Origin of the sequence: Luteimonas terrae (assembly GCF_004358165.1) — a bacterium.
GTDB lineage: Bacteria > Pseudomonadota > Gammaproteobacteria > Xanthomonadales > Xanthomonadaceae > Luteimonas > Luteimonas terrae.
On the sequence record NZ_SMTG01000002.1, the window covers coordinates 328752 to 353732 of the forward strand.

At 69.0% G+C, this 24981-nt stretch carries 22 protein-coding genes and 1 pseudogene; 13 read left to right on the top strand and 10 right to left on the bottom strand.

The window, feature by feature from the left end; genetic code table 11:
- Positions 1–42: 42 nt before the first annotated feature.
- Complete coding sequence (gene radA / locus E2F49_RS01610) at positions 43–1431, top strand: DNA repair protein RadA (protein ID WP_133392335.1); 1389 nt, start codon at positions 43–45, stop codon at positions 1429–1431.
- 40 nt (positions 1432–1471) lie between these two features.
- On the top strand, positions 1472–2044 hold the full coding sequence (locus tag E2F49_RS01615; RefSeq protein WP_133392336.1) for a hypothetical protein: 573 nt from the start codon (positions 1472–1474) through the stop codon (positions 2042–2044).
- Between the two features lie 230 nt (positions 2045–2274).
- Here the strand turns inward: E2F49_RS01615 and E2F49_RS01620 are convergent, their stop codons facing one another.
- The 5 genes from E2F49_RS01620 to E2F49_RS01640 form a co-directional block, all read right to left on the bottom strand.
- Positions 2275–3849 (bottom strand): DHA2 family efflux MFS transporter permease subunit, encoded by a 1575-nt coding sequence (locus tag E2F49_RS01620; RefSeq protein ID WP_133392337.1) that lies wholly within the window; start codon positions 3847–3849, stop codon positions 2275–2277.
- A gap of 52 nt (positions 3850–3901) precedes the next feature.
- Complete coding sequence (locus E2F49_RS01625; protein ID WP_133392338.1) at positions 3902–5098, bottom strand: HlyD/EmrA/EmrK family protein; 1197 nt, start codon at positions 5096–5098, stop codon at positions 3902–3904.
- Positions 5095–6597: an efflux transporter outer membrane subunit gene (locus E2F49_RS01630; protein WP_133392339.1), complete on the bottom strand. Its 1503-nt coding sequence runs from the start codon at positions 6595–6597 to the stop codon at positions 5095–5097. Before E2F49_RS01630 ends, E2F49_RS01625 begins: the two co-directional genes overlap by 4 nt.
- A 2-nt stretch (positions 6598–6599) precedes the next feature.
- Positions 6600–7058 carry a MarR family winged helix-turn-helix transcriptional regulator gene (locus E2F49_RS01635; RefSeq protein ID WP_133392340.1) on the bottom strand — a complete coding sequence of 153 codons (459 nt, stop codon included), beginning with the start codon at positions 7056–7058 and terminating at the stop codon, positions 6600–6602.
- A gap of 108 nt (positions 7059–7166) precedes the next feature.
- The gene (locus E2F49_RS01640; RefSeq protein ID WP_133392341.1) at positions 7167–7955 is read right to left on the bottom strand and encodes a cytochrome C assembly family protein; all 789 of its coding nucleotides are present in this window, start codon (positions 7953–7955) and stop codon (positions 7167–7169) included.
- Between the two features lie 125 nt (positions 7956–8080).
- Here E2F49_RS01640 and ffh point away from each other — a divergent pair, with 125 nt between their 5' ends.
- The 6 genes from ffh (at position 8081) to rplS (ending at position 12617) form a co-directional block, all read left to right on the top strand.
- The gene (gene ffh, locus E2F49_RS01645) at positions 8081–9451 is read left to right on the top strand and encodes a signal recognition particle protein (protein WP_133392342.1); all 1371 of its coding nucleotides are present in this window, start codon (positions 8081–8083) and stop codon (positions 9449–9451) included.
- A 25-nt stretch (positions 9452–9476) separates the two neighbouring features.
- Positions 9477–10268, top strand: coding sequence for an aminotransferase class IV (locus E2F49_RS01650; protein ID WP_133392343.1), 792 nt, complete (start codon positions 9477–9479; stop codon positions 10266–10268).
- Positions 10269–10373: 105 nt separating this feature from the next.
- Positions 10374–10640 carry a 30S ribosomal protein S16 gene (rpsP, locus tag E2F49_RS01655; RefSeq protein WP_055247375.1) on the top strand — a complete coding sequence of 89 codons (267 nt, stop codon included), beginning with the start codon at positions 10374–10376 and terminating at the stop codon, positions 10638–10640.
- Between the two features lie 34 nt (positions 10641–10674).
- Positions 10675–11202 (top strand): ribosome maturation factor RimM, encoded by a 528-nt coding sequence (gene rimM / locus E2F49_RS01660; protein WP_133392344.1) that lies wholly within the window; start codon positions 10675–10677, stop codon positions 11200–11202.
- A gap of 90 nt (positions 11203–11292) precedes the next feature.
- Positions 11293–12036 (top strand): tRNA (guanosine(37)-N1)-methyltransferase TrmD, encoded by a 744-nt coding sequence (trmD, locus tag E2F49_RS01665; RefSeq protein WP_133393407.1) that lies wholly within the window; start codon positions 11293–11295, stop codon positions 12034–12036.
- 140 nt (positions 12037–12176) lie between these two features.
- On the top strand, positions 12177–12617 hold the full coding sequence (gene rplS, locus E2F49_RS01670) for a 50S ribosomal protein L19 (RefSeq protein ID WP_055247380.1): 441 nt from the start codon (positions 12177–12179) through the stop codon (positions 12615–12617).
- A 141-nt stretch (positions 12618–12758) separates the two neighbouring features.
- Here rplS and E2F49_RS01675 read toward each other — a convergent pair whose 3' ends face one another.
- Positions 12759–13088, bottom strand: coding sequence for a PepSY domain-containing protein (locus E2F49_RS01675; protein WP_133392345.1), 330 nt, complete (start codon positions 13086–13088; stop codon positions 12759–12761).
- Positions 13089–13230: 142 nt separating this feature from the next.
- On the opposite strand from E2F49_RS01675, the gene E2F49_RS01680 reads away from it, so the two are divergent.
- The 4 genes from E2F49_RS01680 to E2F49_RS01695 are packed head-to-tail and all read left to right on the top strand — an operon-like array spanning position 13231 to position 15945.
- Positions 13231–13545, top strand: coding sequence for a PepSY domain-containing protein (locus E2F49_RS01680; protein ID WP_243713359.1), 315 nt, complete (start codon positions 13231–13233; stop codon positions 13543–13545).
- The gene (locus E2F49_RS01685; RefSeq protein ID WP_133392346.1) at positions 13545–14207 is read left to right on the top strand and encodes a response regulator transcription factor; all 663 of its coding nucleotides are present in this window, start codon (positions 13545–13547) and stop codon (positions 14205–14207) included. The genes E2F49_RS01680 and E2F49_RS01685 overlap by 1 nt, the downstream gene beginning before the upstream one ends.
- Positions 14204–15544, top strand: a complete 1341-nt coding sequence (locus E2F49_RS01690; protein WP_133392347.1) for a sensor histidine kinase — start codon at positions 14204–14206, stop codon at positions 15542–15544. The genes E2F49_RS01685 and E2F49_RS01690 overlap by 4 nt, the downstream gene beginning before the upstream one ends.
- Positions 15541–15945 carry an RNA-binding S4 domain-containing protein gene (locus tag E2F49_RS01695; protein ID WP_133392348.1) on the top strand — a complete coding sequence of 135 codons (405 nt, stop codon included), beginning with the start codon at positions 15541–15543 and terminating at the stop codon, positions 15943–15945. Before E2F49_RS01690 ends, E2F49_RS01695 begins: the two co-directional genes overlap by 4 nt.
- Position 15946: 1 nt before the next feature.
- Here E2F49_RS01695 and E2F49_RS16595 read toward each other — a convergent pair whose 3' ends face one another.
- From E2F49_RS16595 to mutS, 4 genes and pseudogenes are all read right to left on the bottom strand, one after another.
- Entirely contained in the window at positions 15947–16579 is a 633-nt protein-coding gene (locus tag E2F49_RS16595) for an SDR family NAD(P)-dependent oxidoreductase (protein ID WP_341777511.1), read from the bottom strand.
- Positions 16575–16934: pseudogene (locus tag E2F49_RS16770) on the bottom strand (SDR family NAD(P)-dependent oxidoreductase); the annotation flags it as partial. The pseudogene E2F49_RS16770 and the gene E2F49_RS16595, both read right to left, overlap by 5 nt.
- A 55-nt stretch (positions 16935–16989) precedes the next feature.
- Positions 16990–19233 carry a catalase/peroxidase HPI gene (katG, locus tag E2F49_RS01705; RefSeq protein WP_133392350.1) on the bottom strand — a complete coding sequence of 748 codons (2244 nt, stop codon included), beginning with the start codon at positions 19231–19233 and terminating at the stop codon, positions 16990–16992.
- A 156-nt stretch (positions 19234–19389) separates the two neighbouring features.
- Positions 19390–21990 carry a DNA mismatch repair protein MutS gene (mutS, locus tag E2F49_RS01710; protein ID WP_133392351.1) on the bottom strand — a complete coding sequence of 867 codons (2601 nt, stop codon included), beginning with the start codon at positions 21988–21990 and terminating at the stop codon, positions 19390–19392.
- Between the two features lie 265 nt (positions 21991–22255).
- On the opposite strand from mutS, the gene E2F49_RS01715 reads away from it, so the two are divergent.
- Positions 22256–24922: a TonB-dependent receptor gene (locus E2F49_RS01715; RefSeq protein ID WP_133392352.1), complete on the top strand. Its 2667-nt coding sequence runs from the start codon at positions 22256–22258 to the stop codon at positions 24920–24922.
- Positions 24923–24981 lie beyond the last annotated feature (59 nt).

The window sequence follows — 24981 nt, forward strand, 5'->3', positions numbered from 1 at the left end:
GACCGGCTATGCTGCGGCCTACTTCGATCGCGCATGTTCCCGATGGCCAAGCCCGCTGCCAAAGCCAAGACCGCCTTCGTCTGCAACGAATGCGGCGCCGACTACAGCAAGTGGCAGGGCCAGTGCAGCGCCTGCGGCGCCTGGGACACGATCGCCGAGATCGTGCTCGAGAGCGCGGCTGCGGCGAAGTCGCCGGCGTCGCGCCGCAGCGGCTGGGCCGGCAAGGTCGACGCACCGCAGGTCATGGCGCTCAAGGACGTGCAGCAGGGCGAGGACGTGCGCGTGTCGACCGGCATCGGCGAGTTCGACCGCGTGCTCGGTGGCGGCCTGGTCGAAGGCGCGGTGGTGCTGGTCGGCGGCGATCCGGGCATCGGCAAATCGACGCTGCTGCTGCAGGCACTGGCGCAGATGGCCGGCACGCTGCCGGGTCTCTACGTCACCGGCGAGGAATCGCTGGCGCAGGTCGCTGGTCGCGCGGTGCGGCTGGGGCTGTCGCTCGACGGCCTGCATGCGCTGGCCGAGACCGGCATCGAACGCATCCTCGAACACGCGTCGAAGCTGAAACCGCGCCTGATCATTGCCGATTCGATCCAGACCCTGTGGACCGAATCGCTGACCGCCGCCCCCGGTTCGGTGAGCCAGGTCCGCGAATCCGCCGCGCGTCTGGTGCGCTACGCCAAGGAGACCGGCACGGCCGTGTTCCTCGTCGGCCACGTGACCAAGGAAGGCGGCATCGCCGGTCCGCGCGTGCTCGAGCACATGGTCGATGCGGTGCTGTATTTCGAGGGCGACAGCGGCAGCCGCTTCCGGGTCATGCGTGCGTTCAAGAACCGCTTCGGTGCGGTCAACGAACTGGGCGTGTTCGCGATGGGCGAGAAAGGATTGAAGGAGGTCGCCAATCCCTCGGCGATCTTCCTCTCCGGCGCCAGCGCGCAGCAGCCGGGCAGCTGCATCATGGTCACGCGCGAAGGCACGCGGCCGCTGCTGGTCGAGGTGCAGGCGCTGGTGGATGGCTCGCCGCTGTCGAATCCGCGCCGCGTCGCAGTGGGCATGGAGGGCAACCGTCTGGCGATGCTGCTGGCGGTGCTCCACCGGCACGGCGGCATCGTCACCGGCGACCAGGACGTGTTCGTCAACGTCGTCGGCGGCATCCGCGTGCAGGAAACGGCGGTCGATCTGCCGGTGCTGCTGGCGGTGCTGTCGTCGCTGCGCGATGCGCCGTTGCCGGAGAAGACGATCGCCTTCGGCGAAGTCGGCCTGTCGGGCGAGATCCGCCCGGTGCCCAACGGCGAGGAGCGCCTGCGCGAAGCAGCGACGCACGGCTTCAGGCGCGCCATCGTGCCCAAGGCGAATGCGCCCAAGGCCGGCGCCTACAAAGGCATGGAGGTCATTGCGGTCGAGCGTCTGGCCGAGGCGCTGGAACACCTCTGAGCCACCGCGCCGGGGCAGACGCGCCGGCTATGATCGGGCGATGTCCCGCTCCGTTTCGACGACCGCCGCGCGCGTCGTCTCCATCGCGCTGCACCCGTTTGTCGTGTTCGCCGCGCTGGCGATGCTTGCGGCCTGGCGCGTCGATCCCGCGTCGTTGCCGCGCACGGCGCTGGGCATCGGCGTGGCGATCATGATCGTCTCGCTCTTCATCTGGCAGCGGCGGCGCGGTGGACACTGGGAGACCGTCGACGCCTCGCGACGACAGGAACGCCCTCTGCTGTACGCGCTCGCGTTGCTGGTCGCCGGTGGTTACTGGTTGTGGATGGGAGGGCGTGCGTCGGCGACGTCGAATGGTGTGCTCGCCGCAGTCGCGATGCTGTGCGTCGCGGGCATCGCAAACCGCTGGATCAAGCTGTCGCTGCACATGGCGAGCCTGGCGTTCGCAGGCGTCGCGTCGTGGCCACTGTCGCCCGTCGTCGCGATGCTGGCCGTGACGCTGCTGCCGCTGCTCGGCTGGGCGCGCCTGAAGATGGCGCGGCATACGCTGCCCGAGGTGCTCGGCGGCGTCTTGCTCGGCCTCGTCGCTGGCACGGGTCTGCTGGTAACGGCCTAGACGTTTCGATCCGGATGGTGCGCGCAGAGGCCGCCGTAGGATGGGTAGAGCGCAGCGAAACCCATCATTGCCATGCTTGACCCCAAGACGGCGATCGTCGAGTTGACGAGCCGGGAGCGCTGGCACGATTCCGATGCTTGCTACTGCGAGCAGACACGCCGCAACGATGGGTTTCGCTGCGCTCTACCCATCCTACGATGCGCGTCGGGAGCGGCGGGAACCGTGCGGGCTCAATGCCCGCCCGACGCCGCGCCGCCCACCTTCGCCGCGAACGGCGGCCTGGCCATCCACACGAAGGCGATCACCAGCAGGAACAGGATGCCCAGCAGGTGGAAGATCTCGTTGAAGCCGATCTGCGTGGCCTGCTGCGAGATCATCTGGTTGAGCATCATCGCGCCGCGTTGCATGTCGCCATTGCCGAGTGCGGCGACGGTCTGCTGCATGGCCGGGTCGTGCGCGGGAATGTGCTCGGTGAGCTGCGCATGGTGGATGGTGCTGCGCTGGTTCCACGCCCACGTCGTCAGTGACGCGGCGAAGCTGCCGCCGAGCGTGCGCACGAACGTGGCCAGGCCGGAGCCTGCGGCGATCTCGTGCGGCTCCAGATCCGACAGCAGGATCGTCAGCACCGGCATGAAGAACAGCGCCACGCCCAGGCCCTGCCACAGCTGCACCATCGCCACGTGCTGGAAATCCACATCGAGGTTGAAGCCCGAACGGATGAAGCTGGTGAAGGCCATCACCATGAAGGCGAAGGTCGCGAGGATGCGCAGGTCGAAACGCGTGGCGTACTTACCGACGAGGGGTGTGAGCAGCACGGGCAGGACGCCGATCGGCGCGGTCGCAAAGCCCGCCCAGATCGGCGTGTAACCGAGGTTGCGCTGCAGCCACAGCGGCACCAGCAGGCCGACCGCGAAGAAAGCCGAATAGCCGAGCACCATCGCCATCGTGCCGAAGGCGAAGTTGCGATGCCGGAACAGCCGCAGATTGACGATCGGATCCTTCTCGGTGAGCTCCCAGATCAGGAACACCGCAAGGCCCAGCACGGCGGCGATCGACAGCCACACGATCTTGGTCGATTCGAACCAGTCTTCCTCGTTGCCCAGGTCGAGCACCGTCTGCAGCGCGCCCACGCCGATGATCAGCGTGATCAGGCCGACGTAGTCCATCTTGGGCGTCTCGAGCTTCTCCGGCCGGCCGCGCAGCTGGTTGGCGACGACGACGCTGGCGAAGATGCCGATCGGCACGTTGATGAAGAAGATCCATTCCCAGCTGTAGTTGTCGGTGATCCAGCCACCGAGGATCGGCCCGCAGATCGGCGCGACCACGGTCACCATCGCCAGCAGCGCGATGGCCTGGCCGCGTTTGGCCGGTGGATAGATCGAGATCAGCAGCGCCTGGGTGACCGGATACATCGGCCCGGCGACGAAACCCTGCAGCGCGCGCGCCGCGACCAGGAAGCCCATGCTCGACGCGAGGCCGCACAGCAGCGATGCGATCACGAACGCGAACGTCGCCCAGATGAAGAGCTTGCGCTCGCCGAAGCGGCGGGTCATGTAGCCGGTCAGCGGCAATGCGATGGCGTTGCTCACCGCGAACGAGGTGATGACCCACGTCGCCTGGTTGGAACTCGCGCCGAGATTGCCGGCGATCGTCGGCAGCGACACGTTGGCGATGGTGATGTCGAGCACCTGCATGAACGACGCCAGCGCGAGGCCGATCGTCGTCAGCGCGAGGTTCGGCGGACGGAACGCGGTGGGCGCGGCCGGGGCGGGTGCGCCCGACGCGTCGGCAGTGGTCGTGGACATGGGGGATCCGGTGCCGGTGGGAGAGCCGGCGCGTATTCGCGCCGGCGATGGCTCAGCGGCGCGCGAGCGTCGACTGGGGCAGGTTGGCTTCGATGGTGCGGGTGATCAGTGCGTCTGCCTCGGCCAGCTGCGCGGCGTAGGCATCGGTCGCGAGCAGCGGCGCGCTGCGCTTAGTCTCCGCACTCGCGAGCACCGGGCCATCCTGATCGCGCACGGCGACATCAACGTGCATCGACAGGCCCAGACGCAGCGGATGCTCGGCGAGCTGCGCCGGATCGAGTTCGATCCGCACCGGCACGCGCTGCACGATCTTGATCCAGTTGCCGCTGGCGTTCTGCGCCGGCAGCAGCGAGAACGCACTGCCGGTGCCCATGCCGAGGCTGGCGACCTTGCCCGCGTACTGCACGTCACTGCCGTAGAGATCGGCGTGCACCTCGACCGGCTGGCCGATGCGCATGCCGGTCAGCTGGGTTTCCTTGAAGTTCGCTTCCACCCACACCTGCTCGAGCGGCACGATCGTCATCAGCGCGGCGCCGGGCTGCACGCGCTCGCCCAGCTGCACGTCGCGCTTGGCGACGTAACCGGACACCGGCGCGACGATCGCCATGCGCTGCAGGTTGAGCCAGGCCTGGCGCAGCTGCGCGGCGGCGGCCTGCACCTGCGGCTGGCTGGCGACTTCGGTCGCGTCGACCAGTGCGCGGCTGCGCGACAGCTGGCCCTGCGAGGCCGACAGCGCGGCTTCCGCGCCGGCCAGCACGTCGCGGGCATGGGCGAGTTCCTCGCGCGACACGGCGCCGCTGGCGACCAGCCCCTCGCGACGCTTCACATCCTCGCGCGCCTGGCGCACGGCGACCTGGCGCGCGGCGGTTTCGGCCTGGCTCGATTCCACGCTGCTGTAGAGACCGCGCACCTGACGCACGGTGCCGGCGAGATTGGCGATGGCCTGATCAAAGGCGACTTGCGCATCGTTCGGATCCAGATGCACCAGGGTCTGGCCGGCCTCGACACGCATGCCGTCGTCGGCATCGATCGATACCACCGTGCCCATCGCCTGCGGCACGATGCTGACCACGTTGCCCTGCACGTAGGCATCGTCGGTGTCCTGGTGCCAGCGCGCGACCAGCAGGTACCACGCCGCCCAGCCGACGCCGGCGACGATGGCGACGGTCGCGAGGATGACGAGTGCGCGCCGACGCTTGCCGTTCTTCGGCGCGGAAGTGGAAGCGGTGGAAGTCTGTTCGGAAGTCATGGCGTGGTCGCCCCGGCGTGGGTCTGCGTGAGGGAGGTGGGTGCGGTCGGCGCGAGACCGCCGCCGAGCGCGCGGTCGAGATCGACCGCGGCGGACAGCCGCTGCGCGCGCAGCGTCGCGCGCTGCTGTTCGAGCTGGAACAGCGGCCGTTGCGCGGCGAGCACGTCGAGCTGGTTGCCGATGCCGGCGTCGTAACGCGTATCGGCCAGTTCGAACGCCTGCCGCGCGGCGTCGAGTGCGCCGGTCACGGTGTCGATCTGCGCGTCCAGTGCACGTGCCGACTGCAACGCATCGGTGACTTCGCGTAGCGACTGCACCAGGGTCTGGTTGTAGCTGGCGACGGCGAGGTCGTAGTCGGCATCGCGCTGCGACAGGCCCGCGCGCAGGCGGCCGCCGTCGAAGATCGGCAGGCTGATCGCAGGCCCGCCGAAGCCCAGCAGCGCATCGCTGCCGAACAGGTCCGACAGGTTGCCTGCGGCCAGGCCGACCAGCGCGCTCAGATTGACGCTGGGCTTGAATGCGGCCTTGGCTGCATCGACGCCGCGCGACGCGGCTTCCACGCGCCAGCGCGCGGCGACAACATCGGCGCGATGGCCCAGCAGTTCGCTCGGCAGCACCGCCGGCACCTGCGGCGCGGGCGCCTGCAGCAGTTGCGGGCGCGTGATGTCGAGGCCGCGGTCCGGGCCCTTGCCCAGCAGCGCCGCCAGCGCGTTGCGTAACGCGTCGATCTGCTGCTGCGCGGCCTGCGCCTGCTGGCGCGCGATGCCGATCGTGGCATCGGCGTTGCGCAACTGCAGCTGGTTGTCGAGGCCGGCGTCGACACGCTGCCGGGCGAGATCGCGCAGACGCGTCGCGCGCGCCGTTTCGCGCGTCGCGACATCCTGCGCATCGAACGCCTGCGCCAGCGCGATGTAGCTGCGTGCGACATTGGACGACAGCGTCAGCCGCGCGGCCTGCGCATCGACCTCGGCCGCGCGGGCCTGACCGGCGGCGGCTTCGAAGGCCGCGCGCTGCCCCCCCCATAGATCGGGCGCCCAGGCGAAGTTCAACATCAGGATGCCGCTGGCCTTGAAGTCGCCGCCGATCGGCTCGGGCGCGATGGTCTCGGGCAGCTGCACGCCGCTGAGTCGCGCGCTGGCGCCGAGCGTCGGCTTGCGCTGCGCGTCAGCCAGACCGGCCTGCGCCTGCGCGCTGCGGGCGCGGGCATCGGCGGCTGCCAGGGATGGGCTGTCGCGCAGGGCCTCATCGATCAGCGCGTCGAGCTGTGGATCGCCGAATGCGGTCCACCAGTCGCTGCGCGGAAAGTCGGCAGCGCTCAGCGGATCGGCGGCAAGGCTGCGACCGATCGCGAGCGTGTCGGCATCGGTGGCGGCCAGCTGCGGCTCGAGGCCGCGACTGCTGGCGCAACCGGCCAGCAGCAATGCGGAGGCGAGCAGCGTGAGAAACGGCAACGCCGCAGCCGGCGCCCGTCGCGGGGCGCGTGTCGTGGAGAAAGACATGGTCACTGTCCCGGGAAGGAGAGGTTGTCGCGGACCTGTTCGAGGACGCGGATGAACTGCAGGCGCTGGTCGTCGTCCATGCCCGACATCGCGCGCTCGCGCACGCGGTTGCCGCACTGGTCGATGTCGCGCCAGATCGCCTCGCCCTGTTCGCTGAGCCGGATGCGCACCACGCGGCGGTCGTCGGGATCGGCATGCCGCTCGACCAGCCCGCGTTCGATCAGCTTGTCGATCAGACGCGTCATCGCGCCCGGATTGAGCTCGGCGGCGCGCGCGAGCTCGGTCGCACTGGTCGTGCCCAGGGCGAGCTTCTTCAGCGTGATGTACTGGCTGAAACTCAATTCATGCCCGGCCTGCGCCAGCTCGTCGGCCATCCGCGCCCACATGGCATCGCGGACCTGCCGGAACAGCAGACCGAGCGAAGAACCGCTGGAGGAAGCGCAGGGGCGGGTGGTGTCCATGGCCGCGCATACTCCTCGCCAGGGCAATTGTTGTCAAGGCAAGTATTGTTGTGGCAAAGGGAATCTGCCCCAGGCGGAAGGCATCGATTCAGAAAAAAAGGGCGGGCGTCAGCCCGTCCGCCGCAGCACCAGTTCCAGCACGAACTTGCTGCCGAAGAACGCCAACACAAGCAGCGCCATCGCCGCCAGCGTCCAGCCGACCGCGCGGGTGCCGCGCCAGCCGTGACGCCATCGGCCGAACAACAACGCGCCGAAGGCCAGCCACGACAGCACGCTGAGCACGGTCTTGTGCATCAGGTGCTGGGCGAAGAAGTCGTCGACGAACAGCACGCCGGTAACCAGCGTGGCGGTGAGCAGGGCGAAGCCGACCCAGATGGTCCGGAACAGCAGCGATTCGAGTTCGGTCAGCGGCGGCAGCGCGCGCAGCCAGCGGTGGAACTCGCGGCGGCGCAGCGCGCGTTCCTGCGCCCACAGCAACAGCGCCAGCAATGCGGCGATCGCGAGCGTGGCGTAGGCCAGCAAGGCGAACCAGGCATGCAGCTGCAGGCGCCAGTCGAGTGCGTCGCTCGCCGAATGGGCCGCGCGGCCGTAGGCGACGAGCATCGCGGCGGCCAGCGGAAACACGATCACGCCGAGCGCGGCCATGCGGCCGCGGATGTCGTAGAGCACCGTCAGCGCCGCCATGCCCAGGCCGACCAGCGACAGCGCGGCGAAGAAGTGCAGCTCGGCACCGACCGTGCGCCAGACGACCACGTGGGCGGCGATGTGCAGGGCGATCGCGCCGAGCGCGGGCGCAGCCCACCACAGGCGGGCAGGCGCCGGCTCGCGACCGACGCCGCGCACGAGCGCCGCGGCCGCCAGCACGTAAAGCAGGGCTGCGATGAGAACGGTTGTCATCGCGCGAGTGTCGCATGCCGGAGACGCCCGCCGAAGCGTCCGGTCGCGTCGTGCGGCGCATACGGGAGTCGTCCGTGGTCGCACGGCTATAATCGCCGGCCGTATTCCGCCGCATCGAGTCCCGCATGTTCGAATCCCTGACCCAGCGCCTGTCCGGCACCATGGAGCGCCTGCGCGGCCGCGGTCGTCTGACCGAGGAGAACATCCGCGAGGCGACCCGCGAGGTGCGCATCGCGCTGCTGGAGGCCGACGTCGCGCTGCCGGTGGTGCAGGCGCTGATCGAACGCATCAAGGTGCGGGCGGTCGGCCAGGAAGTGCTGAAATCGCTGACGCCGGGTCAGGCCCTGATCAAGGTCGTACGCGACGAACTGACCGCGGTCATGGGCGCGCAGGCGACCGAGCTCAACCTCAACGTGCCGGCGCCGGCGGTCATCCTGATGGCCGGCCTGCAGGGCGCGGGCAAGACCACGACGGTCGGCAAGCTGGCCAAGCTGCTCAAGGAAAAGCGCAAGAAGAAGGTCATGGTGGTCTCGGCCGACGTCTACCGTCCGGCCGCGATCGAGCAGCTGAAGACGCTGGCCCAGCAGGTCGACGTGAGCTTCTTCCCGTCTGAGTCCTCGCAGCAGCCGGTCGACATCGTGCGCGCGGCGATCGCGGACGCGAAGAAGTCCTTCATCGACGTGCTGCTGGTCGATACCGCCGGCCGCCTCGCGATCGACGAGGCCATGATGGCCGAGATCCAGGCGCTGCACGCCGCGGTCAATCCGGTCGAGACGCTGTTCGTCGTCGACTCGATGACCGGCCAGGACGCCGCCACCACCGCCAAGGCCTTCGGCGAAGCGCTGCCGCTGACCGGCGTGGTGCTGACCAAGACCGACGGTGACGCCCGTGGCGGTGCGGCGCTGTCGGTGCGCTACATCACCGGCAAGCCGATCAAGTTCGTCGGTACCGGCGAGAAGGTCGACGGGCTCGACGTGTTCCATCCCGAGCGTGTCGCCGGCCGCATCCTCGACATGGGCGACGTGCTGTCGCTGGTCGAGCAGGTCGAAGGCCAGGTCGACAAGGACAAGGCGCAGAAGCTCGCCGAGAAGGTCGCCAAGGGCAAGAAGTTCGACCTCAACGACATGCGCGACCAGCTCGAGCAGATGCAGAACATGGGCGGCATCGGCAGCCTGATGGACAAGCTGCCGGGTCTGGGCAACGTGCCCGAGCACCTCAAGCAGCAGGTCAGCCAGGGCAAGGAAGTGCCGCGGATGATCGCGATCATCGGCTCGATGACCAAGAAGGAACGCCGCAATCCCAACCTGCTCAACGGCTCGCGCCGCGCGCGCATCGCCGCCGGCTCCGGCACCACGCCGGCTGACGTCAACAAGCTGATGAAGCAGTACATGCAGATGGAAAAGATGATGGGCAAGATGGCCCGCGGCGGCATGAAGGGCATGATGCGCGGCCTGCAGGGCATGATGGGCGGCATGGGCCGCATGCCGTTCCGCTGAGCCCGGCCTGCTTCGGCGCCGTGCGATGACGCGCGTGTTCTGCAACGGACGACCGGCGACGGTCGAGGATCTCGCCGGGCCCGCGCTGCGCAACGACGGCCACTTCACCACGTTCCAGCTGCGCGACCGCGCGGTGCTCGGGCTGGACCTGCACCTGCAACGACTCGATGCCGCCTCGCGCGCGCTGTTCGATGTGGCGTTGCCGCCAACGCGCGTACTGGACGGTCTGCGCGCCGCCCTCGATGCCACCGCCACACGCGATGCCAGCGTGCGCATCACCGTGGTGCCAGGGGCAGGCGAGGGCGGTTTCGACGTGCTGGTGTCCTTGGCGCCGCCGGCTGAGCCGGACGCCGCGCCGATGCGCGTGCGCAGTGTCGTCTTCCAGCGCGACTTCGCCGCGATCAAGCATGCCGGCACGTTTCCGCTGTTCGAACACCAGCGCCGTGCGCGCGTCGCAGGCGCTGACGATGCGCTGTTCGTCGACCCGGCCGGTCACATGACCGAAGGCTCGGTGTGGAATGTCGGGCTGTGGGACGGCGCAACAATCGTGTGGCCACGGGGCAATGCCCTGCGCGGGACACGCGAGCGCCTGCTGCAGGCCGGCTTCGCCGTGCTCGGCGTGCCCCAGTCGGCGCGCCCGGTCGTGTCTGGCGAGATGCGAGCGCCAATGGCCGCCTTCGCCTGCAATGCCCGAGGGCAGCGGATGATCGCCTCGGTCGATGGTCATGCGCTGGCGCTGGATCCGCAGCTGCCGGCCCTGCTGGCCCAGGCGCTGGCCACGCAGGCGCCGATGGCGGTGGACGATCCGGTCGGCTGATCCGGGCCCGTCTGGCGGCCGGCTTGCGCCCCCGCGCGGGATTCCCGCTATAATCGCCGGCTTACCTCGCCACCCTGGCGACTGGGCAACACAGGAAGCAAAGCAATGGTCAAGATCCGTCTGACGCGCGGCGGCGCCAAGAAGCGTCCGTTCTACCACATCATCGTGACCGACTCGCGCAGCGCGCGCGACGGCCGCAACATCGAGCGCGTGGGTTACTACAACCCGGTCGCGACCGGTGGCGAGCAGCGTGTCGTCCTCGACACCGCCCGCGTCGACCACTGGGTCGGCAACGGTGCGCAGATGACCGACAAGGTCCGCGCCCTGTACAAGGAAGCCGCCAAGGCCGCTCCGGCCGCTGCAGCTGCCTGATCCGACGGCCGCGCCCCGCGCGCGGCCTTCCGATATGGATACCCCGACGCGCCAGCCTGCCCCCCGGATGATCCAGGTGGGGAAGGTCCATGGCGCGTTCGGCGTGCGTGGCGAAGTGAAACTCGAGTCGTTCACCGAGCCGCGCAGCGCGATCTTCCGCTACCAGCCTTGGACGCTGCGCGATGCGCGTGGCGTCGAGCGCGCCTGCGAAGGTGCGCGTGGCCGCGAGACGCCCAAGGGCGTGGTCGCGACCGTGCCGGGCATCGAGGATCGCGACGCCGCCGAGGCCGCGCGCGGTCTCGAAGTCTGGGTGCCGCGCGAGGCGTTGCCGCCGCCGAAGCCGGGCGAGTACTACTGGGTCGATCTCGAAGGCCTGCGCGTGCGCAACGTCGAAGGCGTTGATTTCGGCGTGGTCTCGTACCTGTTCGATACCGGCGCCAACGACGTGCTGGTCGCGCAGGGCGATCGCGAACGGATGATCCCGTTCGTGGTGCCGGACTACATCCACTCGGTCGATTTCGACGCCGGCGTGGTCACCGTCGACTGGGATCCGGAGTTCTGAGAGGCGGTGATTGGTGATTGGGAAAAGCGGGCCATGACGTCGGAAAGCGCGTCGAATCACGAATCACGAATCACGAATCACGACGACGCCATCCGCATCGACGTCGTGAGCCTGTTCCCCGATTTCATCGATCAGGCCGCCGCGGTCGGCGTCGTCGGCCGTGCGCGCGAGCGCGGGCTGTTGTCGCTGGAAGGCTGGAATCCGCGCGATTACGCCACCGGCAACTACCGGCGTGTCGATGACCGCCCCTTCGGCGGCGGCCCCGGCATGGTGATGCTGCTCGATCCGTTGCTGGCGACGCTCGCCGCTGCGCGGGCCGCCGATCCGGCACCGGCGCGGGTCATCTACATGAGTCCGCAGGGGCGACCGCTGACCCAGGCGAAGGTGCGCGAGCTCGCGCAACTCCCGCGCCTGATCCTGCTGTGCGGCCGCTACGAAGGCGTCGACGAGCGTCTGCTGGCCTCCGAGGTCGACGAGGAGCTGTCGATCGGCGACTACGTGCTGTCGGGCGGCGAGCTGGCCGCGGCGGTCGTCGTCGATGCGGTGGCCCGCCTGCAGGACGGCGCGCTGGGCGATGTCGAATCCGCCGTGCAGGACAGCTTCGAGGGCGACGGCCTGCTCGACTGCCCGCACTACACGCGCCCGGTCGAGCACGCGCTGGGCCGCGTGCCGGACGTGCTGCTGTCGGGCAATCACGCCGAGATCGCGAAGTGGCGCCGCCAGCAGTCGCTGGTCCGGACCCTCGAACGGCGGCCCGAACTGGTCGACGAAGCCGCCCTCGGCAAGGCCGACCGGCGCCTGCTCGCCGCATGGCGGGCCGGGCAGGGCGACTGACCACCCGGCCCACTGGCATTGCCGGACGAACCGCGCCTATAATGCGCGGCTAACCGTTTCAACCCGGGCCGAAGAGCCCGCCGAGCCAGAGCGTGCGTCCACGTGCACCACGCCTACAACGACACCAACAGGCCAAGACCATGAACAAGCCCTCGCTGCATACCCTGCTCCAGAACTTCGAAAGCGCCCAGTCCGCGCGCCAGCTGCCCGACTTCAGCCAGGGCGACACCGTCGTCGTCAACGTGAAGGTCAAGGAAGGCAACCGCGAGCGCGTGCAGGCCTACGAAGGCGTGGTCATCGCGATCAAGAATGCCGGTCTGAACTCGGCTTTCACTGTCCGCAAGATCTCGCACGGCTACGGCGTCGAGCGCGTGTTCCAGAGCCACAGCGCCCAGATCGATTCGGTGGAAGTGAAGCGCCGCGGCAAGGTCCGCGCCGGCAAGCTGTACTACCTGCGTGGTCTGGAAGGCAAGAAGGCCCGCATCAAGGAAGACCTGTCGGCTTCGGCGAAGGCCAAGAACGACAAGGCGCGCGCCGACAAGGCCGCTGCCGCTGCTGCACCGGCGGCTGCCGCCGAGTAATCGGCTCGCAGTGTTGTCGCACGACGGCCGCCGCAAGGCGGCCGTTTGCGTTGGGGCGATCCCGCATTTCGCCTGCGCCGCACGCAAAAGGGCGCCGGATCCGCATCCGGCGCCCGTTCGCATCTGCGGTGTCAGCGCGACTCAGTCGTAGTCGATCTCGATCAGGCGCCCGGTGCGCGCCGAATATTCCAGTTCGGCGATGCGACCGTCGTCGCCGCGGATCTCGATGTCGAATTCGCCGTCGTCGTAACCTACGTCGATGACGCGGCCCGGATGGCGCTTCTGCGCGTCGGCGAGGATGCCATCGAGCGAGGCACTGTTGGCGCGGAAGCGCGGATCGGCCTGCGCGGCGGCGGCCGCGTGTCGACGGTCGTCGTCGGCACGGCGCTCGTCGTGGGTCTGGGCGACGACGGGCAGGGCGATGGCGAGGCCGGTGGCGGCGATCAGGCTGGCGATGACGGTACGGGTCATGGAAGGTCCTCGTGGTGATGGGCGTGGTGTCAGGAGCGGGCCGGTGGATCACCGGTGCGACGCCCAGTCTCCGCAGCGCGCTTAACGAGGCCCTGATCGAGTCGTTCACGAAGTCGTTAATCGGCCTCGCCACACTGGCGCCATGCGTCCGATTCCCGTGTCCTTAGCCCTCGTCGCGCTGCTGTGCGCAGCGCCGCTCGCCGCGCCGGTGCACGCCGATGCGCAGGATCGCGGCGCCGACCATGCGCGCGACAACGTACGCAGCGGCGACTACGTGCGCCTCGAGCGCCTGCTGGCCGATGCCGAAACGCGCTTCCCCGGTCGCGTCATCGAAGTCGAACTCGACCAGGACGATGACGAATACGAGATCGAGATCCTGATGCGCGACGGTCGTGTCGTGGAGCTCAAGTACGATGCGCGCTCCGGGCGATTGCTCAAGGTCGAGATCGACGACTGATGCGCATCCTGCTGGCCGAGGACGACGTCGAACTGGCGTCGCGCATCGCCGCCGCCCTGGCCGCTGCGGGCTACGCCGTCGATCGTGCGGAAGATGGCGCCGATGCCGAATTCCGCGGCCAGACCGAGGCCTACGACGCCGCCGTACTCGATCTCGGGTTGCCGTCGCTCGACGGTGTCTCGGTGCTGCACCGCTGGCGCGAGGCAGGCTTGACGCTGCCGGTACTGGTGCTGACCGCGCGCAGCCGCTGGCACGACAAGCTGGCCGGCTTCAATGCCGGCGCCGACGACTATCTGACCAAGCCGTTCCAGATCGAGGAACTGGTGCTGCGCCTGCAGGCGCTGATCCGCCGCAGCACCGGCCACGCCTCGCCACGCCTGCGTTGCGGCGCGCTGGAGTTCGACGCGAACGCGGGACGCTTCGCGCTCGACGGCGACCCATTGGCATTGACCGCGCAGGAGCACCGCATCCTCGCGTATCTGATCCACCACGCCGGTCGGGTCGTCAGTCGCGCGGAGCTCGGCGAACACGTCTACGACAATGGCTACGACCCCGATTCGAACGCGCTCGACGTGCTGATCGGCCGGATCCGCCGCAAGCTCGGCGTGGCCCTGCTGCACACCGTGCGCGGGCAGGGGTTCCGGCTGTCGGAATCGCCATGAAGGCGCCGCGTGCGCTGTCGTTGCGCTGGCGGCTGTGGCTGGCCGGCGCGCTGGGCGTGGCGGTTTCGGCATTGATCGCCGGCGGCCTGCTCGGCGCGCTGTTCGAACGCTCCGGCCAGCGTGCGCTCGATGCGCGCCTCGACGACGATTTCGCCACGCTCGCCGGCCTGCTCGAAGCGCGGGGCGACGGCGGCTGGCAACTGCGCCGCGAGCCGGCCGACGAACGCTGGGCGCGCGTGTTCTCAGGCTGGTACTGGCGCATCGGCGATGGCGCCGAGGCGTTGCGCTCGCGTTCGCTGTGGGACGACGAGCTCGATGCCGGCGCCACCGGCAGCGGTCCGGCGGCGTGGGTCGATGTCGACGGCCCGCGCGCGCAGCAGTTGCGCGTGCGCATGCAGCAGCTGCGACTGCCGGGCGTCGCGCAGCCGATTCCGGTCTACGTGGCGGCGGACCGCGGCGACGTGATCGCCGAGACCCGCGAATTCCGGCAGATCGCGATGCTCGCATTCGCGGCAGCGGCGGCGGCGCTGCTCGCGCTGCTGGCCTGGCAGGTCGAATGGGGGCTGCGCCCCCTGCGGCGCATGCGCGGCATCCTGCAGCGCGTGCGCAACGGCGACGACGTGCGCTTCGGCGCCGAACGCTGGCCGGCCGAGGCCGCGCCGCTGGCCGAACAGATCGACGATCTGCTCGACGAACACGCGCGCCGCGTCGCCCGCGCGCGGCACGCCGCCGAGGATCTGGCGCACGCGCTCAAGACACCGCTCGCGGTGCTGTCGGCCGAGGCGCAGCGACCTGGCGGCGACATCGCCGAAGTCGTCTCCACGCAGGTGCAGCGCATGCGTGGCGAGATCGAGCGCCGGCTCGCGGGCGGCTTCGCGGCCGACACGCGCCAGCGCACGCCGGTCGCGCCGGTCGCCGACGCGCTGTGCAGGCTGTTCACGCAGACCGCGGGCGAGCGTGTGACGCTGGCCTGCGACATCGCACAGGACATCACGTTCGCCGGTGCACGCGAGGATATGGAAGAGATGCTCGGCAATCTCGTCGACAACGCGGTGAAGTGGTCGCGCGCACAGGTGCGTCTCCACGCCTGGCGCGACGGCGCGTCGATCCACATCGCGGTCGACGACGACGGCCCCGGCATGCAGCCCGACGCGATCGCGCAGGCGCTGCAACGCGGTGTGCGGCTGGACACGCGCATGCCCGGCCATGGTCTGGGCTTGTCGATCGTCGACGGCGTGGCGGCTGGCTACGGCGGTCGCCTGGTGCTCGACAATCGACCGGGCGGATTCCGCGCCCGGCTTGAACTCCCGGCCGGCGCACCGATATCGGACGCATGACCGACACCGCTCCTGCACCCGGCGTGCGCCTCGACCTGTGGCTCTGGGCCGCGCGCTTCTTCAAGACCCGCAGCCTTGCCAAACAGGCGATCGAGACCGGCAAGGTCGACGTCGGCGGCCAGCGTGCGAAACCCGCGCGGACGGTGCGCATCGGCGATGCCCTGCGCGTGGTGCGCGGCGACGAGGTCTTCGAGATCGCGGTCGCCGGACTCTCGGACACCCGCGGCCCGGCCAGCGTGGCGCAGACGCTTTACAGCGAAAGCGACGCTTCGCGCGAAGCACGGCTGGCGCGCATCGCCCAGGCGCGCGCGCAGCGCGCCGGCTACCAGGCGCCGGAGCAGCGACCCGACAAGCGTGCGCGACGCCTGATCCGTGCGCTCGGTGACATCGACGCGAGCTGAGTCACAACCAGTCGCGCACCAGCGTTCCGGAGACGTCCCGCAGGCGCCTTGCCATCGCCGCGTCGCGCTGTTGCGCGCTTTGCCCGGCAGGTGCGAAATCGCGCCAGAACAGGCCGTTTCGACCTGAGACGTCCGGTGACGCGGCAAGCCAGGATGGCGTTGCGGCGCCCTGCTGCACGGTGCGCGCATCGTCGCGATACCGGTTGCCGATGTGGCGCAGGATGTTGCTGCGCGTGTGGCCGGGCGTGACGCAGTTGGACGTCGCGCGCGTGTCCCGGAGACGGCGCGCGAGTTCGAGCGAGAACAGGCCGTTGGCGAGTTTGGCGTGCGCGTAGCGCGCCTCCCAGCTGCGACCCGACAGATCGTCGAACTGGATCCCGCCGGGCAGCGCGTTGCGTTCGTCGGCGCTGCCGAGCACGACCACGCGTCCCTGTGGCGCGGCGATCACGCGATCGAGCAGGCGGCGCACCAGCAGGTAGTGACCGAGATGATTCACCACGAAGGTCTTCTCGATGCCGCGGACCTGCTCCAGATCGTCGAGCACGACGCCCGCGTTGCAGACCAGCGCATCGATCGGCACGTCGAGCGCGCGGATCGCGGCGCTCGCGGCGACCCGAATCGAAATCCGCGAGATCCAGCACGACCGGTGTCGCGCGGCCTTTGACTGCGGCGCAAGCCGCGTCTCCGCTCGCGCGCGAACGCGCGGTGCCGATCACATGCGCACCGCGCAGCGCGAGCACGCGCATGGTCTCCATGCCGATGCCGGAGGTCGCCCCGGTGACGACGACGGTGCGGCCGCGCAGGTCGAGACCGGCGGTGGCCTGTTCGGCGGTCGTGCGCGCGTCGAACGTCGATGTGCGCGCGAAGGCGGGCAAGGTCGTCGCCAGCGCGGCCAGCGTGCCGGCCCGCAGCAGGCGACGCCTGCGGATGTCGAACGTCATGCGGTGTTTCCGGTGCGAAGCGGCCGTCGAGTATCGCTTCGGCTGCATCTGCGGAAACGCGAACGCCGATGCGGATGCATCGGCGTCCGGTCGCTTGCGAGGATCAGGCCAGATCGAAGCGGTCCAGCTCCATCACCTTGTGCCAGGCCGCGACGAAGTCGCGCACAAACTTCTCCTGCGCATCGTCGCTGGCATAGACCTCGGCCACGGCGCGCAGGACCGAGTTCGAACCGAATACCAGGTCCACGCGACTGCCGTGCCAGCGCGTTTCGTCGCCGTCGCGCGACCTGCCTTCGAAGCCGCCGTCACGCGCCGGCGTCCACGCCGTGCCCATGTCGAGCAGATTGCGGAAGAAGTCGTTCGACAGCACGCCCGGGCGGTCGGTGAACGCACCGTGCTTCGATCCGTCGTGGTTCGCGCCGAGCACGCGCAGGCCACCGACCAGCACGGTCATTTCCGGCGCGGTCAGCGTCAACAGCTGCGCGCGGTCGATCAGCAGATGCTCCAGCGGCACCGCCGAACGTCCCTTCGCGTAATTGCGGAAGCCATCGGCCCAGGGCTCCAGTGCCTCGAAGGATTCGACATCGGTCTGGTCCTGCGTGGCATCGGTGCGACCGGGCGAGAACGGCACGGTGACTGCCACGCCGGCATCCTTCGCCGCCTTCTCGACCGCCGCCGCGCCGCCGAGCACGATCAGATCGGCCAGCGAGACCTGCTTGCCGCCGGCGGCCTTGCCATTGAAGTCAGCCTGCACCCGTTCCAGCGCGGCCAGCACCTTCGTCAGCTGCGGCGGGTTGTTGACCGCCCAGTACTTCTGCGGCGCCAGGCGAATGCGCGCGCCATTGGCACCACCACGCTTGTCGCCGCCGCGGAAGGTCGCAGCCGATGCCCAGGCGGTCGACACGAGTTCCGACACCGACAGCCCGCTGGCGAGGATGGCCTGCTTCAGCGACGCGACATCGCCGTCGTCGATCAGCGGGTGATCGACCGCGGGCACCGGGTCCTGCCAGATCAGCACTTCGTCGGGCACTTCCGGGCCCAAGTAGCGCGCGCGCGGGCCCATGTCGCGATGGGTCAGCTTGAACCACGCGCGTGCGAAGGCATCGGCGAACTGGTCCGGATTCTCGAGAAAACGCCGCGAGATCTTCTCGTACGCGGGATCGAAGCGCAGCGACAGATCGGTGGTGAGCATGCGCGGCTTCTGCTTCTTCGACGGATCGAAGGCGTGCGGAATCACCTCGTCCGCATCCTTGGCGACCCACTGCTGCGCGCCGGCCGGGCTCTTGTCGAGTTCCCACTCGTGCGCGAACAGCAGTTCGAAGAAATCGTGGCTCCACTGCGCCGGCGTGCGCGTCCACGTGACTTCCAGACCGCTGGTGATGGTGTCCGGGCCGCGGCCACTGCCGTGGCGGTTGTGCCAGCCAAAGCCCTGGGCTTCGAGTTCATCGGCTTCGGGTTCGGCGCCGACGTTGTCCGACGAGGCCGCGCCATGCGTCTTGCCGAAGCTGTGGCCACCGGCGATCAGCGCAACGGTTTCCTCGTCGGCCATCGCCATGCGGCCGAAGGTGTCGCGGATGTCCGCCGCGGCGAGCAGCGGATCGGGATTGCCGTCCGGGCCTTCCGGATTGACGTAGATCAGACCCATCTGCACCGCGGCCAGCGGGTTCTCCAGATCGCGCGTGTGCTCGATCTCGCTGTCGTCGTCCTTGACCAGCACGCCCTCGCCGGGTTCGCCGGTCACACCGGGCGAGCCGCGCGAATAGCGCACGTCGCCGCCGAGCCACGTGGTCTCGCGCCCCCAGTACACGTCGAGGTCCGGCTCCCAGACGTCCGGGCGGCCGCCGGCGAACCCGAAGGTCTTGAAGCCCATGGTCTCCAGCGCGACGTTGCCGGTGAGGATCATCAGATCGGCCCAGGAGATCGCACGGCCGTACTTCTGCTTGATCGGCCACAACAGGCGACGCGCCTTGTCGAGGCTGACGTTGTCGGGCCAGCTGTTGAGCGGGGCGAAGCGCTGCTGACCGCGGCCGCCGCCGCCGCGCCCGTCACCGATGCGATAGGTGCCGGCACTGTGCCAGGCCATGCGCACGAACAGGCCGCCGTAGTGACCGAAGTCGGCCGGCCACCAGTCCTGCGAATCGGTCATCAGCGCGGCGAGGTCGCGCTTGAGGCCGTCGTAGTCGAGCTTGGCGAATTCGGCCGCGTAGTCGAAGTCCTCGCCCATCGGGTCGGACTTCGCGGAATGCTGGTGCAGCAGATCCAGGCGCAACTGGTTCGGCCACCAGTCGCGATTGCTGGTGCCGCCGCCGGCGGTCTGGTGGAAGGGGCACTTGGCTTCGGTCGACATGGCTGGCGTTCTCCCGGATTGGACGTTCAGGGTAGGCGCAGTCAATGCAGGGATGGAAATCGATTGTTCGCGTCTGTTCGATAGGGTGGAGCTATCGAACTGGCAGGCCGTGTGTCCACGCAACGGCCCAGGCTGCTCGCTGTCGGTTGGACGGCCTCAGAGCAGCGCCCGCACCCGGTACAGCGCTTCGAGCGCCTGCTTGGGCGTCAGTTCGTCGGGGTCGAGCCCGGCCAGCGCTTCGAGCGCTGCCGAAGCCGGCGCGAACAGGCCGATCTGCTGCGGTGTGTCGAGCGTGGCCGGTGACAGCGGGGCCGGTGCGGGACTGTCGTGGCGGCGCTGTTCGAGTTCGGCCAGACGCGCGCGCGCATCGCGCACGACCTGCTTCGGCAGGCCGGCGAGCGCGGCCACCTGCAGGCCGAAGCTGCGGTCGGCAGGGCCGTCCTTGACCGCATGCATGAAGACCAGCGTTTCGTTGCCCTGCGCGTCGCGGTGTTCCACCGCGTCCAGATGCACGTTGGCGATGCCGCTGCCGGGCTGGGCGAGCGCGGTGAGTTCGAAATAGTGCGTGGCGAACAGCGTGTAGCTGCGGTTGGTGCCGGCGAGGTGTCGCGCGCAGGCATCGGCGAGCGCGAGGCCATCGTAGGTCGAGGTGCCACGACCGATCTCGTCCATCAGCACCAGCGATGCGTCGGTAGCGTGGTGGAGGATGTAGCTGGTCTCGGCCATCTCGACCATGAAGGTCGACTGGCCCTTGGCCAGATCGTCGCCGGCGCCGATGCGGGTGAGGATGCGGTCGATCGGACCGAGCACCGCCCGCGCCGCCGGCACGAAGCTGCCGATGTGCGCAAGCAGCACGATCAGCGCGTTCTGGCGCATGTAGGTGCTCTTGCCGCCCATGTTCGGACCGGTGATCACCAGCATGCGGCGCCTGCCGGCCGCCTCGTCGTCGCCGAGCACCAGATCGTTGGGTTCGAAAGGCTCGCGGCGCACGGCCTCGACCACCGGATGGCGGCCGCGTTCGATGCACACACCTGCGGTGTCGACGAGCTGTGGCCGCGACCAGTCCAGCGCCTGGGCGCGTTCGGCGAAGCAGGCCAGCACATCGAGTTCGCTCAGCGCACCGGCGCAGTGCTTGAGTGCCTCGATGCGATCGTTGAGCGCGTCGAGCAGTTGTTCGTACAGCAGGCGCTCGCGGGCCAGCGCACGCTCGCGCGCCGACAGCACCTTGTCCTCGAACTGCTTGAGTTCCTCGGTGATGTAGCGCTCGGCATTGGTCAGCGTCTGCCGGCGCGTGTAGTGCGTCGGCGCCTTGCCGGCCTGCGCCTTGGAAATCTCGATGAAATAGCCGTGGACGCGGTTGTAGCCGACTTTCAGGGTGGAAATGCCGCTGCTCTCGCGTTCGCGGGTTTCCAGGTCGACCAGGAACTGGTCGGCGGTCGTGCTGAGGCGGCGCAGTTCGGCCAGTTCGGCATCGTGGCCGTCGGCGAACACGCCTCCATCGCGGGCCAGCACCGGTGGCTGTTCGACCAGCGCGCCGGCGAGCAGATGCGCTTCGGCCGCGTGTTCGCCGAGCCCGTCGTGCAGCGTGCGCAGACGCGGCGAATCGAGGCGAGCGAGCAGGCTGCGGATGTCGGGCAGCATCGCCAGCCCGTCGCGCAGTGTCGACAGGTCGCGCGGACGCGCCGAACGCAGTGCGATGCGCGTGAGCACGCGCTCCAGATCGCCGAGTGCGCGGAAACGTTCGCGGATGTCCGCATCGCCGCCGCTGTCGATCAGTGTCTGCACCGCATGCAGGCGCTCGCCGAGCACGCCACGGTCGCGCAGCGGGCGATGCAGCCAGCGCCGCAGCAGGCGGCCGCCCATCGGCGTGACCGTCGCATCGAGTACGCCCAGCAGGGTGTTGCGGGTATCGCCGTCGACGCGCGTGTCGAGTTCCAGATGCCGGCGCGTCGCGGCGTTCATCGCGATCGCGCCGTCGCTGCTTTCGACTGCGATCGAAGTCAGATGCGGCAGACGCTGCTTCTGGGTTTCCTCCACGTAGCCGAGCAGCGCACCGGCCGCGGCGATCGCCAACGGACGGTCGTCGATGCCGAAGCCGGTGAGATCGTGCAGGCCGAAGAACTGCAGCAGCTGGCGACGCCCGGAATCGGCGTCGAACAGCCACGGCGGCCGCCGGCGCAGGCCGCCGCGTTCGCCGAGAAACGCCGGCCAGCCGTCCTCATCGGGCACCAGCAGTTCGGCCGGGTCGAGACGCGCGATCTCCGCCTCGAGCATGTCTTCGTTGGCGCACTCGCAGACCAGGAAGCGCCCGCCGGCAAGATCCGCCCAGGCCAGACCGTAGGTGCCGGCGCGGTTGCGTGCGACCGCCATCAACAGAGTGTCGCGACGTTCCTGCAGCAGCGCCTCGTCGGTGACGGTGCCGGGCGTCACGATGCGCACGACCTTGCGTTCGACCAGGCCCTTGCTCGCGGCCGGGTCGCCGATCTGCTCGCAGATCGCCACCGACTCGCCCAGCGCGACCAGACGCGCCAGATAGCCTTCGGACGCGTGATGCGGCACGCCGGCCATCGGAATCGGCGCGCCGGCCGAATTGCCGCGCTGGGTCAGGGTGATGTCGAGCAGGCGCGCCGCCTTGCGGGCGTCGTCGTAGAACAGTTCGTAGAAGTCGCCCATGCGGAAGAACAGCAGCACGTCGGGGTGTTCGGCCTTGGCGGCGAAGAACTGCTGCATCAAGGGCGTGTGCTGGGGCGCGGACATCGAATCGCTCGGTCTAACGGCCGCATAGTCTGCCCGAAACGGCCATTTCCCGGGCCCGGCGGCCGGGTTTGAGCCCCCTCGCGACGGGCGGAACGGCCCGTTCGCAGGGGTCGGGAATCGTGTTAGGTTTCCGTCAAGACAAGCGATTGTCTTGACGGTCCGGCATGGCCCCCACGCAGGCCGGAACCGCGGGGAATCCGATGGCGCAATGCCGTCGGGCGTCGGTTTTTCGGGAAGAAACCACACCACGTCACTGGGGGACACCATGGATTCACGGAAGTTGCAGCGCCGCCATCTCGCCCGCGCGGTTTTCGTCGCGCTCGCCACCACCGTCGCCGCGCCGGTCCTGGCGCAATCGACCACCTCGTCCGACGAGTCGCCGACCACACTGGCGACGATGACCGTCACCGCGCAGAAGCGCGAGGAGGCCATCCAGGACGTGCCGATCTCGGTGACCGTGCTCGACGAACGCCTGGTGCAGGACATGGGCGTGCGCGACATCAAGGACATGCAGATTCTGGTGCCGGGCCTCACCGTGACCAGTACGCAGAACGAGGCGATCACCACCGCGCGCATCCGCGGCATCGGCACGGTCGGCGACAACGTCGGCCTCGAATCGTCGGTGGGCGTGGTGATCGACGGCGTGTACCGGCCGCGCAACAGCGTGGGCTTCGGCGACCTTGGGCAGATCGAGCGCATCGAAGTGCTCAAGGGCCCGCAGGGCACGGTGTTCGGCAAGAACACCTCGGCCGGTGTCATCAACGTGGTCACACGCCGCCCGAGCTACGCCCAGAGCGCCGAAGGCGAGATCACCGCCGGCAACTACGGCGCGCTGGGCGTGTCGGGTGCCTACAACGACGCCTTCAGCGACAGTGCCGCCTTCAGCGTCTATGCCGCCAAGCGCAAGCGCGACGGCTGGATGGACGTGCGCACCGGCAACGGGCCGCGCACGGAGACCGACGACTACGACCAGAATTTCCACACCCTCCGCGGCAAGCTGCTGTTCGAGCCTGGCGATGCGGTCGACATCCTGTTCTCGGCCGACTACACCAGCCGCGAGGAGAACTGCTGTACCGCGGTGCACACCACTATCGGCCAGACCTCGCAGGTCATCAACGCGCTGACCGGCGGGCAGGGGATGGAAGTGGTGTCGCCGCCGTTCCCGGTCGCCGGCGATCCCTTCGCGCGCGTGGCCTACAGCAACCGCAGCACCGAGCAGGACATCAAGGAGAAGGGTGTTTCGGCCGAGGTGAACTGGGAACTCGGCGCAATGGGTGGCGCGACGCTGACCTCGATCACCGCGCAGCGCGAATGGGAGGCCATCAACGGCCTCGACTACGACTTCACCGCCGCCGACATCCTTTACCGCAATGCCGACAAGAACGAGTCCTACACCGGCTTCGACACCTTCAGCCAGGAATTCCGCCTGACCGGCGCGACCGATCGTCTGGACTGGATGGTCGGCCTGTTCTATTCGGACGAGGAACTGGACCGCAACGAGTCCTACCGCGTGGGCCCGCAGTACGAGCCGTACCTGTCGACCCTGGTCGGGCAGCAGGTGCTCGGCGGCCTCGCCGCGCAGCTCGCGCCGCTGGGCATTACCGTCAACCAGGCCAATCCGGCGACCTTCCTGTCGCAGGTCTCGGGCCGCCCGTTCGGCACCAATTTCGCCGGACTCGGCGCGCTCGACCGTCACCAGCAGAGTTCCAAGAGTCTTGCGGTGTTCACCAACAACACCTGGCATGCGACCGACCAGCTCGACCTGACCCTTGGCCTGCGCTACACGCGCGAAGAGAAAGACCTGCTGTCGAACTACAGCAATCCCAACGGCAGCCTGGGCTGCGGTTCGGTGCTCGCCAACCCGGCCGGTCGCGTCGCCGCGGCACTGACCGCGCGTGGCGTGCCGATCGCGGCGTTGCCGCCGGCGGTGCAGCAGCAGATTCTCGGCTCGGTCGCGCCGCAGGTGGCCGGCTTCATGTGTCTGCCATGGGCGAATGCGCTGCACAACGGTCGCGTGGTCGATCAGTCGCGCGAGGAGAAGGAATGGTCCGGCACGCTCAAGGCCGCGTACCGCTTCAACGACAACATCATGGCCTACGGTTCGGCAGCGCGCGGCTACAAGGGTGGCGGCTTCAACCTCGACCGCGTGCAGTCGTCCAACGGTCTGTCGAGCGGCGGCTCGGGCATCACGCCGGTCGACGACACCTCGTTCCCCGGTGAATTCGTCGACAGCTACGAGCTCGGCACAAAGACCACCTGGGCCGGCGGTTCGCTGCTGCTCAATGCCGCGCTGTTCCACCAGACCTACGACGACTTCCAGCTCAACAGCTTCCTGGGCACCAGCTTCGTCGTGCGCTCGATTCCCGAAGTGGTCTCGCGCGGCATCGACACCGAGATCCTCTGGCAGCCGCAGGGCGTGCAGGGCCTGATGCTGCAGGGCGGCCTGATGTACGCCGACACCAAGTACGGCGACGACATCCAGGGCCCCGACTTCCTGCAGCCCGGCAGCCCGGGCGCGCCGGGTGGCGGCGCGCTGTACAAGCTGCCGGGCGCGACGATGAGCTTCGCGCCCCGCTGGTCGGGCTCGGCGTCGGTGACCTACGAATGGGACGTCGGCGATGCACTGGTCGCACGTTTCAATGTCGGCGCGAAGTACACCTCCGACTACAACACCGGCTCCGATCTCGACGTCGAGAAGGAACAGGACGCCTTCACCGTGGTCAATGCGCGCGTCGGATTCGGCGCCAGCAGCGGTCGCTGGATGGTGGAGCTGTGGGCCACCAACCTGACCGATGCGGAGTACATCCAGGTCGGCTTCGACGGTCCGCTGCAGGCCGTGGGCACGCCGCAGCCCAACCAGCCGCTCAATACCTATAACGGCTTCCCGGGTGCGCCGCGGATGTACGGCGCCACGCTGCGCCTGCGCTACTGATTTTGCGTGTCGACGCGACGGCCGGTCCGCGAGGGGCCGGCCGTTCGCGTGTCCGGGGG

Excerpts from the sequence above, each read along its gene's own strand:
- E2F49_RS01625 (WP_133392338.1), bottom strand. The coding sequence starts at position 5,098 with ATGACTTCCGAACAGACTTCCACCGCTTCCACTTCCGCGCCGAAGAAC.
- E2F49_RS01695 (WP_133392348.1), top strand. The coding sequence starts at position 15,541 with ATGACCGACACCGCTCCTGCACCCGGCGTGCGCCTCGACCTGTGGCTC.
- E2F49_RS01635 (WP_133392340.1), bottom strand. The coding sequence starts at position 7,058 with ATGGACACCACCCGCCCCTGCGCTTCCTCCAGCGGTTCTTCGCTCGGT.
- E2F49_RS01650 (WP_133392343.1), top strand. The coding sequence starts at position 9,477 with ATGACGCGCGTGTTCTGCAACGGACGACCGGCGACGGTCGAGGATCTC.
- E2F49_RS01715 (WP_133392352.1), top strand. The coding sequence starts at position 22,256 with ATGGATTCACGGAAGTTGCAGCGCCGCCATCTCGCCCGCGCGGTTTTC.
- E2F49_RS01690 (WP_133392347.1), top strand. The coding sequence starts at position 14,204 with ATGAAGGCGCCGCGTGCGCTGTCGTTGCGCTGGCGGCTGTGGCTGGCC.
- E2F49_RS01675 (WP_133392345.1), bottom strand. The coding sequence starts at position 13,088 with ATGACCCGTACCGTCATCGCCAGCCTGATCGCCGCCACCGGCCTCGCC.
- rplS (WP_055247380.1), top strand. The coding sequence starts at position 12,177 with ATGAACAAGCCCTCGCTGCATACCCTGCTCCAGAACTTCGAAAGCGCC.
- E2F49_RS01620 (WP_133392337.1), bottom strand. The coding sequence starts at position 3,849 with ATGTCCACGACCACTGCCGACGCGTCGGGCGCACCCGCCCCGGCCGCG.
- E2F49_RS01640 (WP_133392341.1), bottom strand. The coding sequence starts at position 7,955 with ATGACAACCGTTCTCATCGCAGCCCTGCTTTACGTGCTGGCGGCCGCG.
- E2F49_RS01630 (WP_133392339.1), bottom strand. The coding sequence starts at position 6,597 with ATGTCTTTCTCCACGACACGCGCCCCGCGACGGGCGCCGGCTGCGGCG.
- E2F49_RS01680 (WP_243713359.1), top strand. The coding sequence starts at position 13,231 with ATGCGTCCGATTCCCGTGTCCTTAGCCCTCGTCGCGCTGCTGTGCGCA.
- E2F49_RS01615 (WP_133392336.1), top strand. The coding sequence starts at position 1,472 with ATGTCCCGCTCCGTTTCGACGACCGCCGCGCGCGTCGTCTCCATCGCG.
- E2F49_RS01685 (WP_133392346.1), top strand. The coding sequence starts at position 13,545 with ATGCGCATCCTGCTGGCCGAGGACGACGTCGAACTGGCGTCGCGCATC.
- rpsP (WP_055247375.1), top strand. The coding sequence starts at position 10,374 with ATGGTCAAGATCCGTCTGACGCGCGGCGGCGCCAAGAAGCGTCCGTTC.
- mutS (WP_133392351.1), bottom strand. The coding sequence starts at position 21,990 with ATGTCCGCGCCCCAGCACACGCCCTTGATGCAGCAGTTCTTCGCCGCC.
- ffh (WP_133392342.1), top strand. The coding sequence starts at position 8,081 with ATGTTCGAATCCCTGACCCAGCGCCTGTCCGGCACCATGGAGCGCCTG.
- rimM (WP_133392344.1), top strand. The coding sequence starts at position 10,675 with ATGGATACCCCGACGCGCCAGCCTGCCCCCCGGATGATCCAGGTGGGG.
- radA (WP_133392335.1), top strand. The coding sequence starts at position 43 with ATGGCCAAGCCCGCTGCCAAAGCCAAGACCGCCTTCGTCTGCAACGAA.
- katG (WP_133392350.1), bottom strand. The coding sequence starts at position 19,233 with ATGTCGACCGAAGCCAAGTGCCCCTTCCACCAGACCGCCGGCGGCGGC.